The organism is Pseudomonas rhizosphaerae (genome assembly GCF_000761155.1).
GTDB lineage: Bacteria > Pseudomonadota > Gammaproteobacteria > Pseudomonadales > Pseudomonadaceae > Aquipseudomonas > Aquipseudomonas rhizosphaerae.
On the sequence record NZ_CP009533.1, the window covers coordinates 4,639,351 to 4,656,507 of the forward strand.

The 17,157-nt window shown below is 64.1% G+C and carries 14 protein-coding genes and 1 pseudogene; 7 read left to right on the forward strand and 8 right to left on the reverse strand.

Translation table 11 applies throughout. The features are described from left to right. The first annotated feature begins 74 nt into the window (after positions 1 to 74). Positions 75 to 353: a hypothetical protein gene (locus LT40_RS21480; protein WP_084139861.1), complete on the forward strand. Its 279-nt coding sequence runs from the start codon at positions 75 to 77 to the stop codon at positions 351 to 353. Positions 354 to 530: 177 nt separating this feature from the next. Here the strand turns inward: LT40_RS21480 and LT40_RS20630 are convergent. After that, a pseudogene (locus LT40_RS20630) lies at positions 531 to 2,638 on the reverse strand (S9 family peptidase). Between the two features lie 67 nt (positions 2,639 to 2,705). On the opposite strand from LT40_RS20630, the gene LT40_RS20635 reads away from it, so the two are divergent. From LT40_RS20635 to LT40_RS20645, 3 genes are read left to right on the forward strand one after another with little or no spacing between them, the layout of a single operon-like run. Further along, on the forward strand, positions 2,706 to 3,197 hold the full coding sequence (locus LT40_RS20635) for an MFS transporter (protein WP_193385566.1): 492 nt from the start codon (positions 2,706 to 2,708) through the stop codon (positions 3,195 to 3,197). Positions 3,198 to 3,224: 27 nt separating this feature from the next. After that, positions 3,225 to 4,007, forward strand: coding sequence for a class II glutamine amidotransferase (locus LT40_RS20640; RefSeq protein ID WP_043193130.1), 783 nt, complete (start codon positions 3,225 to 3,227; stop codon positions 4,005 to 4,007). A gap of 51 nt (positions 4,008 to 4,058) precedes the next feature. Further along, a complete protein-coding gene (locus LT40_RS20645; RefSeq protein WP_043193131.1) occupies positions 4,059 to 4,598 on the forward strand; it encodes a DUF2937 family protein in 540 nt (179 codons plus the stop codon). Positions 4,599 to 4,670: 72 nt separating this feature from the next. Here the strand turns inward: LT40_RS20645 and LT40_RS20650 are convergent, their stop codons facing one another. The 3 genes from LT40_RS20650 to LT40_RS20660 form a co-directional block, all read right to left on the reverse strand. Next, complete coding sequence (locus LT40_RS20650) at positions 4,671 to 5,849, reverse strand: vWA domain-containing protein (RefSeq protein WP_043193132.1); 1,179 nt, start codon at positions 5,847 to 5,849, stop codon at positions 4,671 to 4,673. Between the two features lie 31 nt (positions 5,850 to 5,880). Continuing rightward, entirely contained in the window at positions 5,881 to 6,726 is an 846-nt protein-coding gene (locus tag LT40_RS20655; protein WP_043193133.1) for an AAA family ATPase, read from the reverse strand. Between the two features lie 184 nt (positions 6,727 to 6,910). Then, the gene (locus tag LT40_RS20660; RefSeq protein ID WP_043193134.1) at positions 6,911 to 7,987 is read right to left on the reverse strand and encodes an AsmA family protein; all 1,077 of its coding nucleotides are present in this window, start codon (positions 7,985 to 7,987) and stop codon (positions 6,911 to 6,913) included. Between the two features lie 123 nt (positions 7,988 to 8,110). Between LT40_RS20660 and cysK the strand changes: the two genes are divergently transcribed. From cysK to LT40_RS20675, 3 genes are all read left to right on the forward strand, one after another. Beyond that, entirely contained in the window at positions 8,111 to 9,085 is a 975-nt protein-coding gene (cysK, locus tag LT40_RS20665; protein ID WP_043193136.1) for a cysteine synthase A, read from the forward strand. Positions 9,086 to 9,210: 125 nt separating this feature from the next. Beyond that, complete coding sequence (locus LT40_RS20670) at positions 9,211 to 10,149, forward strand: aspartyl/asparaginyl beta-hydroxylase domain-containing protein (RefSeq protein WP_043193137.1); 939 nt, start codon at positions 9,211 to 9,213, stop codon at positions 10,147 to 10,149. A gap of 211 nt (positions 10,150 to 10,360) precedes the next feature. Continuing rightward, positions 10,361 to 12,313, forward strand: coding sequence for a TonB-dependent receptor domain-containing protein (locus LT40_RS20675; RefSeq protein ID WP_043193138.1), 1,953 nt, complete (start codon positions 10,361 to 10,363; stop codon positions 12,311 to 12,313). Between the two features lie 24 nt (positions 12,314 to 12,337). On the opposite strand, the gene LT40_RS20680 is transcribed toward LT40_RS20675, so the two are convergent. From LT40_RS20680 to LT40_RS20695, 4 genes are all read right to left on the reverse strand, one after another. Then, positions 12,338 to 13,666, reverse strand: a complete 1,329-nt coding sequence (locus tag LT40_RS20680; protein WP_043193140.1) for an ATP-binding protein — start codon at positions 13,664 to 13,666, stop codon at positions 12,338 to 12,340. Positions 13,667 to 13,695: 29 nt separating this feature from the next. Next, a complete protein-coding gene (locus LT40_RS20685; RefSeq protein WP_043193141.1) occupies positions 13,696 to 14,430 on the reverse strand; it encodes a response regulator transcription factor in 735 nt (244 codons plus the stop codon). A 112-nt stretch (positions 14,431 to 14,542) separates the two neighbouring features. After that, positions 14,543 to 16,723, reverse strand: coding sequence for a malate synthase G (locus LT40_RS20690; protein ID WP_043193143.1), 2,181 nt, complete (start codon positions 16,721 to 16,723; stop codon positions 14,543 to 14,545). A 30-nt stretch (positions 16,724 to 16,753) separates the two neighbouring features. Then, positions 16,754 to 17,155 carry a heme-binding protein gene (locus LT40_RS20695; protein WP_043193145.1) on the reverse strand — a complete coding sequence of 134 codons (402 nt, stop codon included), beginning with the start codon at positions 17,153 to 17,155 and terminating at the stop codon, positions 16,754 to 16,756. Positions 17,156 to 17,157 lie beyond the last annotated feature (2 nt).

Genomic DNA, 17,157 nt, shown 5'->3' on the forward strand with positions numbered 1-17,157 from the left:
TCGGAAGGGGACAAGGTCGTGCCCATGGTAGTAGCCTGTACCTTCGGAACAAGCCGTGTGGCGTGGGGTATTCAATGAAGTTGCGCAGTGTATCGGTCTTTGCATGTGTTGCCCTGTGTACTGCAGGGGTATGGGCCTCGTCGCTGCCGCCGGGCTCACCGGGCACCCCCACGCCAACGCCCTATCCGCAGGTTACCGTGCCGCCCGTGCATGGCGGCGAAGGCATGAACGGCACGCCGCCATTGCTGCCGCCCATCCCATTGCCGGCGCCACCCAAGGCCGACAACGTCCCCGAACCCGAACGCCAGGACACCCCGCCAACCCCGGTCAAGCCCAAATCCCCCGGTGGTTGATCGCGCATCGTCAGGTCCGACACGCCGCGATCCCGTGTAGCAGCGGCGCAAGCCGCGTCCCGGAGCCGCCGCGTTTTCCCCGTATACCGTATGCACCGCCGACGCGGCTCGCGCCGCTGCTACAGGGGCGTGTGCGAGCCGCGTCCGGGCTCCCCGCGTTTCCTCAGGCACACCGCATCAAGATTGCTTGGGTGTCCCCAGAGCCTTGAGGACGAACGCATATTCCAGCGCTACATCGCGCAGGCCCTGGTAGCGGCCACTCATGCCGCCATGCCCGGCGCCCAGTTCGGTCTTGAGCAGCAGCAGGTTGTCGTCGGTCTTGCTCGCGCGCAGGCGCGCCACCCACTTCGCGGCTTCCCAGTACTGCACGCGGCTGTCGTTGTAGCCGGCAATCACCAGCAGGTGCGGATAGGCCTGCGCCGCGACGTTCTCATACGGCGCATACGCCTTGATCCGCGCATGCACTTCCGGCTCCTGCGGGTTGCCCCACTCGTCGTACTCGGTCACGGTCAGCGGCAGGTCGGGGTCGAGCATGGTGTTGAGCACGTCAACGAACGGCACCTCCGCCACTGCCGCCTGGAACAGCTCCGGACGCTGGTTCAAAACGGCGCCGATCAACAGGCCACCCGCGCTGCCGCCGCTGATCACCAACTGCTCGGCGCGGGTCAGACCCTGCTCGATCAGGTGTTCGGCGCAGGCGATGAAATCGCTGAACGTATTGCCCTTGTGTTCCTGCTTGCCGGCGCGATACCACGCCTCACCCAGCTCGCCGCCGCCACGCACGTGGGCGATGGCGAAGGCGATGCCACGGTCCAGCAAGCTCAAGCGCGCATGGGAAAACCACGGGTCCAGGCTCTCGCCATAGGCGCCGTAGCCGTACAGGTACAGGGGAGTGGCCTGCCCGGCGAAAGTTTTTTTAACCACCAGACTGATCGGTACCTGAGTGCCATCCGCAGCCGTGGCCCAGAGGCGTTGGCTGACATAATCGTCAGCGTCGAACGGCCCCAGCACCGGGGTCTGCTTGAGCACCACCTGGGCACCGTCACGCAGGCTCAACTGGCGCACCTGCCCAGGCCGATTGAGCGCCTCGTAGCGCAGGCGAATCTGCTCGCTGGGAAACTCGAGGCTGTCGGAGACATACAGGCTGTAGGCCGCATCCGGCAGCTGCACCGGATACGGCGCCAGCCCCTGGGCATGCACTTCGATGATCGGCAGGCCGCGCGCCCGCAGGCTCAGGATGAAGGCAGAGGCATTGAGCGTCACGCCTTCGAGCATGACCTCGTCACGGTGCGCGATCAGCGTTTGCCATTGCTCGCGGGTTGGCGCCACGCCGGTGTCGGTTGCCTGGTATAAGGCAAAATTGATACCCGCCTGGTTGCTGCGGATGAACCAGGTCCAGGCTCCGTCGAGCTGACCATGATCGGGGTAGTACTCGTGGTGCTCGACCCGCGGCGCCAGGCAGGCAAAATCGCCCGCGGGCTGATCGGCATCCAGCACCCACGCTTCGCTGGTGGTCTTGCTGTTGAGCAGCAAGATCAACTGGCGCTCGGAACTGGAACGGTAGCAGTGCAGGAAAAAGCGCCCGTCGCGCTCTTCGAACACCTGTTCTGCGCCGTCGCGGCCCAAGGTGTGGCGGTGCAGTCGATGAGGGCGGTGGGTCTCGTCCAGTTCGCCGAAGAACAGGGTCTGGCTGTCGTTGGCCCAGGTCATGCTGCCGTCGCAATCGTCGAAGGGCAGTTCGACCACTGCATCGGTGGCCAGCTCCTTGACGAACAGTCGGTAGATCTCGTCGCCACTGGTGTCCAGGCTGTAGGCCAGGCGCTGGTGGTCGGGGCTGACGTTGAAAGCACCCATGGACAGGAAGCCGCCGCCTGCCAGCACGTTGGGATCCAGCAACAACTGCTCCGACTGCTCGTCGACCTGGCTCGAGCCGTCGGCCGGACGTGCGCAACGATAGTGGCGCGGGTACTCGTCCCCGGCGGTGGTGCGGGTGTAGTACAACCATGGCCCCCAGGGCGAGGCGAGGGACAGGTCGGTTTCGCGGATGCGCCCCTTGATTTCCTCGAACAGTTCCTCTCGCAGCTCGGCCTGATCGGCCAGTTGCGCTTCCTGCCAGGCGTTCTCGGCCTTGAGGTGGTCGAGCACGTCGGCATGGTCGCGCGTTTGCAGCCAGGCGTACGGGTCGGCGCCGGGGGCGACATGGGCGATAGGGGCGGCGATGGGCTGGGACATGAGCGGCTCTCTTGGCGCGTGCGCTGGCGGCGCGTGCCGGTGGGGCACGACAACAGGAGCGCCGGGCAGGCGAAAAGCCGTTATCATAAGCGCCTATTTGCCTGCCATGCCACGGACACCATGACCGAGAACGACTATTTCCTCGCCTGGGGTATCTACGCCTTCGCCGCCCTGGGCTGCATTCTGGTGTGGTTTCGCATCACCCGCTGGATGTGGCGCTACCTGCGCGAACCGTTGCGCGTGCTGGGCGTCGTGCTGCTGCTCACGCCCACGGTGGTCGACCCGGCCCGCGACCTGCTGGCCCCGGCCGTGGCGATCAGTGCCCTCGAGCTGCTGTTCAAGATGGGTGGCAGCGCCTGGGGTGCGATTTCTGACCTGACCATGGCCGCAGTCATCGCCCTTGGCGTGTACATCGTCTTTGCCCTGGTCCGCCTGCCGTTCCTGCGCAAGGCCCAGGCTCGGCGCGCGGCGCAGGCCGAAACGGACGCCGCTGCGGCAGCCGCCCAGCGCGATGGCAACGACGAAACGTCTGTGCATCGCGCCGAAGAACGCGAAGAGCGTCGCGTGACCGCACCGCCGCGCGACAACCTGCGGGTCGAACCGCGCATCTGACCCTGTCCATCGTCTCGAGTACCGTGCATGTGTGAACTTCTGGGCATGAGTGCCAACGTACCGACCGATATCGTTTTCAGCTTTACCGGCTTGATGCAGCGCGGCGGCCGTACCGGGCCGCATCGCGACGGCTGGGGCATTGCCTTCTATGAAGGCCGTGGCCTGCGCCTGTTCCAGGACCCGACCGCCAGCAGCGAATCGGAAGTGGCGCAGCTGGTGCAGCGCTATCCGATCAAGAGCGAAGTGGTCATCGGCCATATTCGCCAGGCCAACGTCGGCAAGGTCTGCCTGGCCAATACTCACCCCTTCGTGCGTGAGCTGTGGGGGCGCAACTGGTGCTTCGCCCACAACGGCCAACTGGCCGGTTTCGACCCGCGTGCCGATTTCTACCGCCCGGTGGGCGACACCGACAGCGAGGCGGCCTTCTGCGACCTGCTCAACCGCGTTCGCGAGTCCTTCCCCGAGCCCGTCGAATTCGAGCGCCTGCTACCGATCCTCGTCCAGGCCTGCGAGCAGTACCGCGGCCAGGGCGTGTTCAATTGCCTGCTCAGCGACGGCGACTGGCTGTTCTGCTTCTGTTCGACCAAACTGGTGCACATTACCCGGCGGGCACCTTTCGGCCCGGCACGGCTCAAAGACGTGGACGTGATCGTGGATTTCCACGCCGAAACCACGCCTGACGATGTGGTGACGGTAATCGCCACCGAGCCGCTCACCGAGAACGAAACCTGGAACCGTTACGAGCCGGGCAATTGGGGCCTGTGGCGCCAGGGCGAGTGTGTCGCCACAGGCCTTGTGCAGCCTGCCTAGCGCAGTGTGGCGCCGTAAGCTTTGACAAAGAGAACGACTGAGAGAACCTGCATGCTGCGAAGTTACCTGCGACTTGTGCTGTTTGCCATCGGCCTGCTGGTGGGCGTGCAAGTGCCTGGCGTGATCAACGACTACAGCCAGCGGGTCGAAGCCCACCGGCTCGAGGCGCAGCAGAGCCTGCGCGGTTTCAGCGAGACGGCCCAGCGTTTCTTCAATGGCGACCTGCAGGCACTGGTGGCGCACTACCGCGCCAGCGAAGACCCGGTGTTCCGCAGCGACGCTGCCAGCATCGGCGCGTTGCTGGCGCGCAACCAGTTGCTGGAGCGCGAGTGGCTGGCGCTACAGGGGCCCTGGTATGCGAAGGCGTGGCATGTGGTGGCCAAGGCCGATCCGCAACTGCGCCAGGAAACCTTGAACGGCTACAGCTATCAGGTGCTGCTCGCACCCGAGGCGATCGCTTGGGGTATCGCTTGTGCGCTGCTGCTGGCCTGGGTCGTGGAGTGCATCGTGCTGTTCATCGGCTGGACCCTGTGGTTCGGCCGTCGCCGCGCTAAACCGGTGGCCGAACCTCTGGTACGCCGCGAGCGTTGATCGCTCCCCACCCGTCCTGTGGGAGCGGTCAGCGGCCGCGAAGAAAGCTTCGCGCAATCCACAGAACAGCGATCACTTGGCCAGATAGCGCATCCCGTCTTCCAACCCGCTCAAGGTCAGCGGGTACATGCGCTCCTCCACCAGCTCCCGAATCAGGTGGGTGGAGGCCGTGTAGCCCCAGGTATTCTCCGGGTAAGGGTTGATCCAGATGAGCTTCTTGTAGGTCTGCACGAAACGCTGCAACCACACCAGCCCCGGTTCCTCGTTCCAGTGCTCGACACTGCCACCCGGATGAGTGATCTCATAGGGCGCCATGGCCGCATCGCCGATGAACACCACCTTGTAGTCGGCGCCGTACTTGTGCAGCAGGTCGTGGGTGCTGATGCGCTCGGCGTTGCGCCGGTGGTTGTCCTTCCAGACCGTTTCGTACACACAGTTGTGAAAGTAGAAATACTCCAGGTGCTTGAACTCGGTGCGACAGGCCGAGAACAACTCCTCGCAGACCTTCACATGGGCGTCCATCGAACCGCCGATGTCGAACAGCAGCAACAGCTTGACGTTGTTGCGCCGCTCGGGGCGCAGCTGGATGTTGAGCAAGCCGCCATCACGTGCGGTGTGGTCGATGGTGCCGTCGATGTCCAGCTCGTCTGCCGCACCCTGCCGAGCGAACTGGCGCAGTCGGCGCAGCGCTACCTTGATGTTGCGCGTGCCCAGTTCAACGCCGTCGTCCAGATTGCGGTACTCACGCTGGTCCCACACTTTGACCGCCTTGCCCTGACGTTCGCCGGCATCGCCCACGCGGATGCCTTCAGGGTGGTAGCCACCCGAACCGAACGGGCTGGTGCCACCGGTGCCGATCCACTTGCTGCCACCGGCGTGCCGGCCTTTCTGCTCTTCCAGGCGCTGCTTGAAGGCTTCGATCAGCTTGTCCAGCCCGCCCAGAGACTGAATCTGCGCGCGCTCCTCGGCGCTCAGCGAACGCTCGAACTCCTTGCGCAGCCATTCTTCCGGGATCAGCGCTTCAAGATGCTGATCGAGGTTCTGCAGGCCATTGAAGTAGGCCGAAAACGCCCGGTCGAATTTGTCGAAGTGGCGTTCATCCTTGACCAGAATCGCCCGCGCCAGGAAGTAGAACTCGTCCATGTCGGCGAACGTCACCCGTTGCTCCAGGGCGTTGATCAGGTCAAGCAACTCGCGCACCGACACCGGCACCTTGGCCGCGCGCATTTCATTGAACAGGTTGAGCAGCATGGCGGACGCCCTCGCAGTCGGAAAGAGGGAATCAGCGGTTGCCGCGCCGACTCATGAAGGCCAGGCGTTCGAGAAGCTGCACGTCCTGTTCGTTCTTGACCAGGGCACCGGCCAGCGGTGGAATGGCCTTGGTCGGATCGCGTTCGCGCAGCACCGCTTCGCCAATGTTGTCGGCCATCAACAGCTTGAGCCAGTCGACCAGCTCGGAGGTGGAGGGCTTCTTCTTCAGGCCCGGCACCTTGCGTACATCGAAGAAGACGTCCAGCGCTTCGGCCACCAGGGTTTTCTTGATGTCGGGGTAGTGCACGTCGACGATGCGTTGCAGCGTCGCGCGGTCGGGAAAGGCGATGTAGTGGAAGAAGCAGCGACGCAGGAACGCATCGGGCAGCTCTTTCTCGTTGTTGGAGGTAATGATGATGATCGGGCGATGGCGGGCCTTGATGGTTTCGTCGGTCTCGTAGACGTAGAACTCCATCTTGTCGAGTTCCTGCAGCAGGTCGTTGGGGAACTCGATATCGGCCTTGTCGATTTCGTCGATGAGCAGGATGACCCGCTCGTCTGCCTCGAAGGCTTCCCACAGCTTGCCTTTTTTCAGGTAGTTGCGCACGTCGTGGACCTTGTCTACGCCCAGCTGGGAATCGCGCAGGCGGCTGACCGCGTCGTACTCGTACAGGCCCTGGTGGGCTTTGGTGGTGGACTTGATATGCCAGGTGATCAGCCGCGCACCGAAGGACTCGGCCAGTTGCTCGGCGAGCATGGTCTTGCCGGTGCCCGGCTCGCCCTTGACCAGCAGGGGCCGCTGCAGGGTGATCGCGGCATTGACCGCCAGCTTCAGGTCGTCGGTGGCAACGTAGGCGGGGGTGCCTTCGAACTTCATGGGGCTGTCCTCGGTGATCAAGAGTGGGGGTCGACTATATAGCGCGGTGAGCTGTTTGTGGTGGGTCAGACAGGGCCCCTTCGCGGGCAGAGGGCTCGGCCGCCCGCCCCGCTCCCACAGGGGGCGGTGCAAACTCTGTGGGAGCGGGTCTCTGCCCGCGAAGAGGCCGGTCCTGCCACCCACCTCATTCCTGTTTGGGCGGCGCCTGTTCATAGCGGGCATTGAAGGCGCGCACGAACCCATTGCGCAGGATCTGCCAGAAGGCCTGCAATGGGCTGATGTCCTGGCGATGCACATTGCCGCTGAGTTCGACCCGGGTCGCGAACTGGTTCTGCGACTGATTCTTCAGCACCGTCTCGGTCCCACCCACCACGGCTTCCCAGATCGAACGGAAGAAACCCTTGTCCTTGTTTTCCACGTCCTGCTGCCAATTGAACACGTCGACGTTGTGCAACAGCGGTTTGATGTAGCCACTCAGACGGGCATTGTCGGCATCCGCCTCGATCACGATATCGCCAGTGCCGGCGTTGAAATCGAACTTGCCGTAGGCACTGGAGAAATCGTTCAGCCGGCGCAGCTCGACGCCCGTCGCTCGCAGGCGGAACTCGAAATCTTCGAAGTTGCTGAATGGATCGAACGTGGCGGTGCTTTCCACCGGCGCCTGGCCGAACAGCTTGGCCTGGCCCTCGAAACGCGCATCGCGCTTGCCTTCCAGGTCTTCCACATTGGTCAGGTTGTACAGGCTGGCATTGACCTGGTTGGCGCTGATGTTGACCTGTGGTTTGGACGAGAAATTGCGGAAGCTGATCTTGCCGTCGTTCACCCGCACCTCGTTCAAGGTGATCGGCAGCAGCTTGTTCATCTGGTCGCGCCAGTCGGTGCCGGCACCGGTCTGGGTGGCCTGTTTGTTGGCGCCACCGTCGACGAAGTTCAGCTCCGGGCGCAGGAATTCCACCCGTGCCACCACCGCGTGGTCGTACCACAGGGCGTGCCAGCTCACCGCGATGTCGATCACCGGCGCGTCGAGCAGCGGTACCGGCACCTTGCCGCTGGTCTTGATGATCTGCAGGCCATTGACCTGATAGGCGCCGCGCCACCAGGCCAAGTCGACGTCGCTGACGCGGCCCTTGTAGTCGCCCATGTCGGCCAGCTTGTCGTTCAGGTAGTCGCGCACGAGGTAGGGCAGGGCGATGTGTAGGGCGAGCACCAATACGACCAGGCCGGTCAGGGTCCAGAGCGGCCAGCTGTAGCGACGTTTCATGGCAGAATCTCCCGAACGATAGTTAGCCATTGACTGTCCACAGTCTCATCCGTTCGCTGGACGCGCCCCCATCGCGGGCTTAACCTTGGATTTTTCCTGCTGCAGCACAAGGACCTTTTCGCCATGAGCCGCATTTACGCCGACAACGCCCACTCCATCGGCAACACGCCGCTGGTGCAGATCAACCGCATCGGCCCGCGTGGGGTGACCCTGCTGGCCAAGATCGAGGGGCGCAACCCCGGCTACTCGGTCAAGTGCCGCATCGGCGCGAACATGATCTGGGATGCGGAAAGCTCGGGCAAGCTCAAGCCGGGCATGACCATCGTCGAGCCGACCTCGGGCAATACCGGCATCGGCCTGGCCTTCGTGGCCGCCGCGCGCGGTTACAAGCTGATGTTGACCATGCCCGCCTCCATGAGCCTGGAGCGGCGCAAGGTGCTCAAGGCACTGGGTGCCGAACTGGTCCTGACCGAGCCGGCCAAGGGCATGAAAGGTGCCATCGAAAAGGCCGGCGAGATCGTCGCCAGCGACCCCGAGCTGTATTTCATGCCGCAGCAGTTCGACAACCCGGCCAACCCGGCCATCCATGAGAAGACCACCGGCCCGGAGATCTGGAACGACACCGACGGTGCCGTCGATGTGTTGGTGGCGGGCGTGGGCACTGGCGGTACCATCACGGGTATCTCGCGGTACATCAAGCAGGTCCAGGGCAAGCCGATCCTCAGCGTTGCGGTCGAGCCATTGGGTTCGCCGATCATCACCCAGGCCATGGCCGGGCAGGACATCACCCCTGCACCGCACAAGATCCAGGGCATCGGCGCCGGTTTCATTCCCAAGAACCTCGACTTGTCGCTGGTGGACCGTGTGGAGCTGGTCAGCGACGACGAAGCCAAGGCCATGGCGCTGCGCCTGATGCAGGAAGAGGGCATTCTGTGCGGCATTTCCTGTGGCGCCGCCATGGCAGCGGCGGCCAGGCTGGCGGAGAAGCCGGAAATGCAGGGCAAGACCATCGTGGTGATCCTGCCCGATTCGGGCGAGCGCTACCTGTCGAGCATGCTCTTCAGCGACCTGTTCACCGAGACCGAACTGCAAGCCTGATGGCTGTGCTGTAGAGGCGGGCAGTGGCTGCGACGCCGCTGTGCCGACCGCTGCCCCGCGCCTTTCATTTCCAGCCGGGCCCCCAGGGTTTATCATGGCGCACTGCCCATTCGAGGATCCGCTCCATGACCCTTTCCTTCGCCGCCAAGGCCGCCGTGCTGTTGCTGTTCATCGGCAGCACGCTCTACGTGCACTTGCGTGGCAAGGCGCGTCTGCCGGTGTTGCGCCAGTTCGTCAACCATTCCGCCTTGTTCGCGCCCTACAACGCTTTGATGTACCTGTTCTCCAGCGTGCCGTCCAAACCCTATCTGGACCGCAGCAAGTTCCCTGAACTGGATGTGCTCAAGGACAACTGGCAGGTCATCCGCGACGAAGCCATGCACCTGTTCGACGAGGGCTATATCCGCGCTGCCGAGAAGAACAACGACGCCGGCTTCGGTTCGTTCTTCAAGAAAGGCTGGAAGCGTTTCTACCTCAAGTGGTACGACAAATCCCTGCCATCGGCCAACGCGCTATGCCCACGCACCGTGGAGTTGGTCAACAGCATTCCCAACGTCAAAGGCGCCATGTTCGCGCTGTTGCCGGGCGGCAGCCACCTGAACCCGCACCGCGACCCGTTCGCCGGGTCGCTGCGCTACCACCTGGGCCTGTCGACGCCCAACTCCGACGCCTGCCGCATTTTCGTCGACGGCCAGGAGTACGCCTGGCGTGATGGCGACGATGTGATGTTCGACGAGACCTATGTGCACTGGGTCAAGAACGAGACCGAGCACACCCGGGTCATCCTCTTCTGTGATATCGAGCGGCCGTTGAACAATCGCTTCATGGCGGGCCTGAACAAGCGCGTCAGCGCCTTTCTGGGCCGCGCCACCGCACCGCAGAACCTGGACGACGAGCGCGTCGGCGGCATCAACCAGGCCTACGCCTGGAGCAAGACCTTCAGCGATCGCTTCAGCGGCAAGGTCAAACAGTTCAAGCGCGCCAACCCCAAAGCCTACCGCGTCCTGCGCCCGGTGCTGGCGGTGGTGGTGCTGACTGCATTGGGGTATTGGCTGTTTGGTTAATCATTAAGGCCCTTTCACCGCCTTCGCCGCCCTACGCGCAAGCCCGCTCCCACGAGGGTTTTTCGAGTTGCGAGAATCGTGTGGGAGCGGGCTCTGCCCGCGAAGGCGTCAGTACAGGCAATACACCTCCCTCCCTTGTCACACCTTGTCCAACCTCCCCACCTGAGGATGCATACGATTCGCTTTTACAACTGAATCGTAAGGAAGTTCCATGCATCCTCCACTGTCTTTGCGGCCCTTGGCCGTAATGATCGCCCTGACCATTGCCGGGGTGACTCAAGCCGAGCCGATCGAATTGACTGCTCCGACCATTCTCGACGAAGTCGTGGTCACGGCATCCGGCTTCGAGCAAAGCGTGGAGGATGCGCCGGCCTCCGTCACCATCATCACCGGCGATGAACTGCGCAAGAAATCCTACAATGACCTCGGCGACGCCGTACGCAACATCGAAGGCGTCATCGTCAACGGCAGCGCCAACGAAACCGACATTTCCATCCGTGGCATGCCACCGGACTACACCCTGATCCTGGTCGATGGCAAACGCCAGAGCAGCCGTGAAACCCGGGTCAACGGCAACCGCGGCTACGAGCAGAGCTTCGTACCACCGGCCGAAGCCATCGAGCGCATCGAAGTGGTCCGCGGCCCGATGTCGTCGCTGTACGGCTCGGACGCCATTGGCGGTGTGATCAACATCATCACTCGCAAGGTGTCACCCCAGTGGGGCGGTTCGGTGTCCTACGACTACGCCGCGCGCCAGCACAGCGATCAGGGCAACGCTCGTCAGACCCAGTTCTACCTCAACGGTCCGCTAGTGGAAAAGTACCTGGGCGTGCAGGTCTGGGGGCGCTACCTGGACCGCCAGGCCGACGATGACGTGGAGGTCACCAATGGCTTCACCAAGGCCGACCACAAGGACCTCACCGCGCGCCTGGCCTTCACCCCCAATGAGAACCACGACATCCTCCTTGAAGCCGGTGCCACACGCCTGAAGAACGGCGACGGCACCAGCGTCAACTGGGCCACCCGCGAACAGGAAAACAACCGCGACCACTACTCGCTCTCGCACCAGGGACGCTGGGGCTGGGCAACGTCCGACGTGTCCCTGGCCTATGAAAAAGCCAGCCGCGAGGGCAAGGCTGCGGCCAATCAGCCGGAAATTCTGGGGCGCAAACCGGTGGTGGAGAACACCGTATTCGATGCCAAGCTGGTCATCCCCACGGCCTACAACATCACCACCACCGGCCTGCAATGGAACCGGGCGCAGCTGAGCGATTGGAACCAGGGCCTGATGGACCGCCGCAACTACCAGTTCTCGGTGACCCAGAAAGCCCTGTTCGCCGAAAACGAATGGTCGGTAACCGACGATTTCGCCCTGACCACCGGCGCCCGCGTCGACGAGCACGAGCAATACGGCACCCACGTCAGCCCGCGTATCTATGGCGTCTGGCGTGCCACTCCGGACTGGACCTTCAAGGGTGGCGTGGCACGGGGCTTCAAGGCGCCGGAAATCCGTGCGGTGGTGCCCGGTTACGCCACCATCCGTCGCAACACCTACGTGAACCTGGGCAACCCGGACCTGAAACCGGAAACCAGCACCAACTACGAACTGTCGGCGCTGTGGTCCAACCGCAATAACCTGTCGGCCGGCGCCACCGTGTTTCACAACGTGTTCAAGGACAAACTGTCCACGGAAAACACCGCGCGCCGCTGGAACGGCTACATCGTCCAGGACCGCATCAACGTCGATGAAGCGACGATCACCGGTGCCGAAGTCAACGGCCGCTGGGACATCACCCGTGCCTTTGCCGTGAAGGGCAACTACACCTACACCGATTCGGAGCAGAAAAGCGGCAGCAACGCGGGCGCACCGCTGTCGCTGACACCCGAGCACAAGGCGAACGTCAGTGCCGACTGGACAGTGTCCGAGCGCGCCCAGGCGTGGGCCTCGGTCAATTACTATGGCCAGGAATACGGCACCACCCTGAGTGGCGAACCGGCGCCGGCCTACACTACGGCCGACATCGGCGGCTCCTACGAGCTGACCCGCGACATCACCCTCAAGGCGGCGGTGTACAACCTGGCCGACAAGCGTCTGGACGACGATACCTACGGCACGGTCAATTACAGTCGCACGTTCTGGATGGGCACCACGCTGCGCTTCTGACACGCCAACGGTCCACCGGAAGGATCAGCCCGGCAGCCGCACCAGCGCGGCCAACCCCGGTGTCCGGTTTTCCAGCACCAGCTCGCCGCCATGGGCCTGTACGCAGGCGCGGGCGATCGCCAGCCCCATGCCCAGGCCACCACCGTGGCTGGGGTCGGCGCCGCCCTTGCCCAACTGCACGAAGGGCTCGAACACCTGTTGCAGCCAAGCGGCGTCGATCCCCGGTCCGTGATCACGAATCTCGATGCACAGCCCGCCCGTTTCTTCCCTATGCAGGCGCACCTGCGCATCACCGCCATGGCGCAAGGCATTGTCGATCAGGTTGGTCAGCGCCCGCTTGAGGGCCAGAGGGCGACAGCGGCAGGCCACCGGCGCTGAGCCTTGCCAGTCGATAGGTGTGCCCAAGGTCTGGTAGCGCCGGGCCAGGTCGCTGAGCACCTCACTCAGCGACACCTCGACGGTGGCCTCCTGCACCGCATCGCCGCGCACGAAGTCCAGGGTTTCGCTGACCATGGCGCGCAATTCGTCGAGGCTGTCGAGCATGTCCTGGCGCAGCTCGGGGTCTTCAAGCAACTCCACCTGCAACCGCAGCTCGGTGATGGGCGTATTGAGGTCGTGGCTCAGCGCGGCCAGCATGCGCGTGCGGCCCTCGACATGGCGGGCGATACGCTCCTGCATCACATTGAACGCCAGGGTCAGTTCCTGTGCCTCGCGCGGGCCCGACAACGGCAGCGGCGTAATCCATTCGCCGCGGCTGACGCGCTCCGTGGCCAGGGCCAGGCGCTTGACCGGCGCGACGACGCGGCGCATGAAGAAAATCACGATCAGCAGCACCGGGATGGTACTGACCGGCACGCTGTAGGCCAGCAGCCGGCCCCATTCATAGGCACCGGCAGGTGCCTGCTCGGCGTTGAGCTGGGTGCCATCGGGCAAGCTCATCGAGCTGCGCAGGCGCAGGGCCTGCCAACCGGCGCGCTTGAACAGATGCTCGCGGGCCGGACCGCCACTGCTGCGTTCCAGTTGCAGGACGATCGTCACGTCAGCGGGCAACCCCAGTCGCTGGCGCACGGCGGTAGCCAGCCTGCGTTCTTCGGTGTGCATGGCGAAGGGCTGGACCTGAGCCGTAGAAGCGACCCAGAAGCGCGTGTCGGCAGTGGCCATGGCATCCAGCAGGCGGTTCGTATCGGCCGACGGCAGATCCCGTGCCGCTTGATAGGCCGTGGCCAGACGCTCGACCACCAAGGTGCGTGACAGCGGGTGTACCAGCGATCCGGTGCGTTGCAGCAACAGCATCGCGATGAGGTTGGACGCCAGCAGCGCCAGCAGCAACAGCACACCCAGTTGCCGAGTCATGGTCCGTGGCCAGGCCCGGCGCAGTCCTTTCATGCCGGGTACTGCACCACGTTCGCCGCCAGGCGGTAGCCGCCACCCCACACGGTCTGCAACAGGGTCGGCTGCAAGGCGCTGTCGGCCAGCTTGCGGCGCAGACGGCTGATCTGCCGATCGATGGCCCGATCGAACAGATCGCTGCCCGGCCGCGAGGTCAGCTCGATCAAGCGCTCGCGACCCAGCACGGTATTGGGGTGCTCGAGAAACACTTCCAGCAAGCGGCCTTCCACGGTGCTCAAACGCACCTGGCTCTGGTCCCTGCGGGTCAAGGTGTTACAGCCGCTGCGAAAGCTCAGGTCGGCGAACTCGAAGCGGCGCAAGGGGGCGGGCATGGCTGGCGGCGCGTCGCTCGAGGTGCCGCGTCGACGCAGTACGCTGTGGATGCGCGCCACCAGTTCACGTGGTTCGAACGGTTTGACCACGTAGTCGTCGGCGCCGGCGTCCAGCCCCTGAACGCGGTCCGCGCAGGCATCGCGTGCGGTCAGCAGAATCACCGCGGCGGCGGACTTGTGCGCCAGCGCCCGACACAGCTCGAATCCATCACCGTCGGGCAACATGACATCGAGAATCAGCACGTCGAACGAATCCTGCTTGAGCAAGGCCCACATGCCGGCCGCGTCTTCGGTGGTACGCACGTCAAAGCCGAAACGACGCAGGTAGATGGCCAGCGGCTCGCGGATCTTGCGGTGGTCATCGACCACCAGCAAGCGAGGAGAGGAAGGATTCATGATGGGGTGCGTTCGCGGATGATTCTCATTCGGAGCGCGATATTACAGCAAGCCAGATACCCGTGCAGCAGCACCGAAAGGGGTCAGCAGGTGCCAACCCCTTCGGCCGGGGTCACACCTGGGCGTTCTTGAACGCCAGGCGGAACCGGTGCAGCAATGGCTCGGTGTAGCCGCTGGGCTGCTCGCAGCCTTGGAACACTAGCGCGCTGGCAGCGGTGAACGCCACCGATGCCTGGAAGTCCGCCGCCATTGGGCGGTACGACGGATCCCCGGCATTCTGCTGGTCGACCACCCGGGCCATGCGCTCCAGGGTCTCGACGATCTGTTCGCGACTGACCACGCCGTGGGTCAGCCAGTTGGCCAGATGCTGGCTGGAGATGCGCAAGGTGGCGCGATCTTCCATCAGCCCGACGTCATGGATGTCCGGCACCTTGGAACAACCGATGCCCTGTTCGACCCAGCGCACCACGTAGCCCAGCAAGCCCTGGGCATTATTGTCCAGTTCCTGACGGATCTCCTCGGCACTCCATTGCGCGTTCGCCACCACCGGAATGGTCAACAGGTTGTCCAGCAGCGCATCGTGCTCGGCCTTGGCGTCGATCTGCTCCAAAGTCTGCTGCACCTCGCTGACGTTGACCTGATGGTAATGCAGCGCATGCAGCGTGGCCGCAGTAGGCGAGGGCACCCAGGCCGTATTGGCGCCGGCCTTGGGATGGCCGATCTTCTGCACCAGCATGTCGGCCATCAGGTCGGGCATGGCCCACATGCCCTTGCCGATCTGCGCCTTGCCACGCAGGCCACAGGCCAGGCCAGTAAGCATGTTGTTGCGCTCGTAGGCGGCAATCCAGGCACTGCCCTTCATGTCGCCCTTGCGCATCATCGGCCCAGCCTGCATGGCGCTGTGGATCTCGTCGCCGGTGCGATCCAAAAAGCCGGTGTTGATGAACGCCACGCGGGTCGATGCCGCCGCGATACAGGCCTTGAGGTTGACCGACGTGCGGCGCTCCTCGTCCATGATGCCGATCTTCAGGGTGTTGTGGGAAAGGTTGAGCAAGTCCTCGATGGCGGCGAACAAGCGGTCGGCGAAGGCCACCTCGGCCGGCCCGTGCATCTTCGGCTTGACGATGTACAGGCTGCCGGTGCGCGAGTTGCCCCGGCGCTCCAGGTCGTACAACCCGATCAGGCTGGTGACGACGCCGTCCAGAATGCCCTCGGGAATCTCCCGACCTTCATCGTCGAGGATCGCCGGATTGGTCATCAGGTGGCCGACGTTGCGGATCAACAACAGTGAACGGCCATGCAGGGTCAGCTCGCCGCCCGCTGGCGTGTGGTACTGGCGGTCCGGATTGAGCCGGCGGGTGATGCGCTGGCCGCCTTTCTCCAGCTCTTCGGTCAGATCGCCGCGCATCAGGCCCAACCAGTTGCGGTAGATCGCCACCTTGTCGCTGGCATCCACGGCTGCGACCGAGTCTTCGCAATCGATGATGGTCGACAGGGCAGCTTCGAGCAGCAGGTCCTTTACCCCGGCGGCGTCGGTACGGCCGATGGGCGAAGTCGGGTCGATCTGGATCTCGATGTGCAGGCCATGGTGCTTGAGCAGCACGGCAACCGGCTGCTGCGCGTCGCCCTGGAAGCCGACGAACTGGCTCGGATCGGCCAGCGCGCTGACGCTGCCATCGGCCAGGCTCACCTGCAATTGGCCGCCCTCGATGCGATAGCCGTTGGCATCGCGGTGCGAGCCGTTGGCCAGTGGCGTGCTCTGGTCGAGCAGGTCGCGGGCGAAGGCAATCACTCGGTCGCCGCGAACCTGGTTGTAGCCTTGGCCCTTGGCCGCACCGTCGCTTTCAGGAATCGCGTCGGTGCCGTACAGCGCATCGTACAGGGAGCCCCAGCGGGCGTTGGCGGCGTTCAGGGCGTAGCGGGCATTGGTCGATGGCACCACCAGCTGCGGGCCGGCCACCAAGGCGATCTCGTCATCGACGTCGCTGGTGCTGATCTGCACGCGGTCGGGCTGGGGCAGCAGGTAGCCGATCGACTGCAGGAAGCTGCGGTAGGCGGCCGGGTCTTTAATCGGGCCAGGGTGAGCACGGTGCCAAGTGTCCAGCTCGGTCTGCAAGCGGTCGCGCTCGGCCAGCAACAGGCGGTTCTGCGGTGCGAATTCATGGACCAGGGCGTCGAAACCGGTCCAGAACGCTTCGGATTCCAGCCCGCTGCCAGGCAGCACTTCGTTCTCGATGAAATCGTACAGGGTGGCGTCGACCTGCAGACGCTGGGCTCTCATGCGGTGCTTCATTGCAGTCTCCTCGAATACGGGGGGCGGGATTCAGGCCAGGGCGGCAGCGCCGGCCTTGGCGACCTGGGCGTCTTCAGCGGGCTTGACCCCGGAGACGCCGACCGCGCCGATGACCTGGCCTTCGTGGATCAGCGGCACGGCGCCTTCCAGGCACGTCATCAGATTACCCGACAGGAACGCGGTCCGTCCGTTGTTGACCATCTCTTCGAACACCACCGATTCCTTGCGCCCCAGGGCGGAGGTGCGCGCCTTGCCCGGTGCGATGTAGGCCGTGCTGGCAGCGGCGCCGTCCAGGCGTTCGAAAGCCAGCAGGTGCCCGCCGTCGTCGACCACGGCAATGCCCACTGCCCAGTTGTTCTTTTGCGCCTCGGCGCGGGCGGCAGCGAGGATGCGGGTGACGTCTTCCTGGCCAAGAATCGCTTTGCTTTGCATGT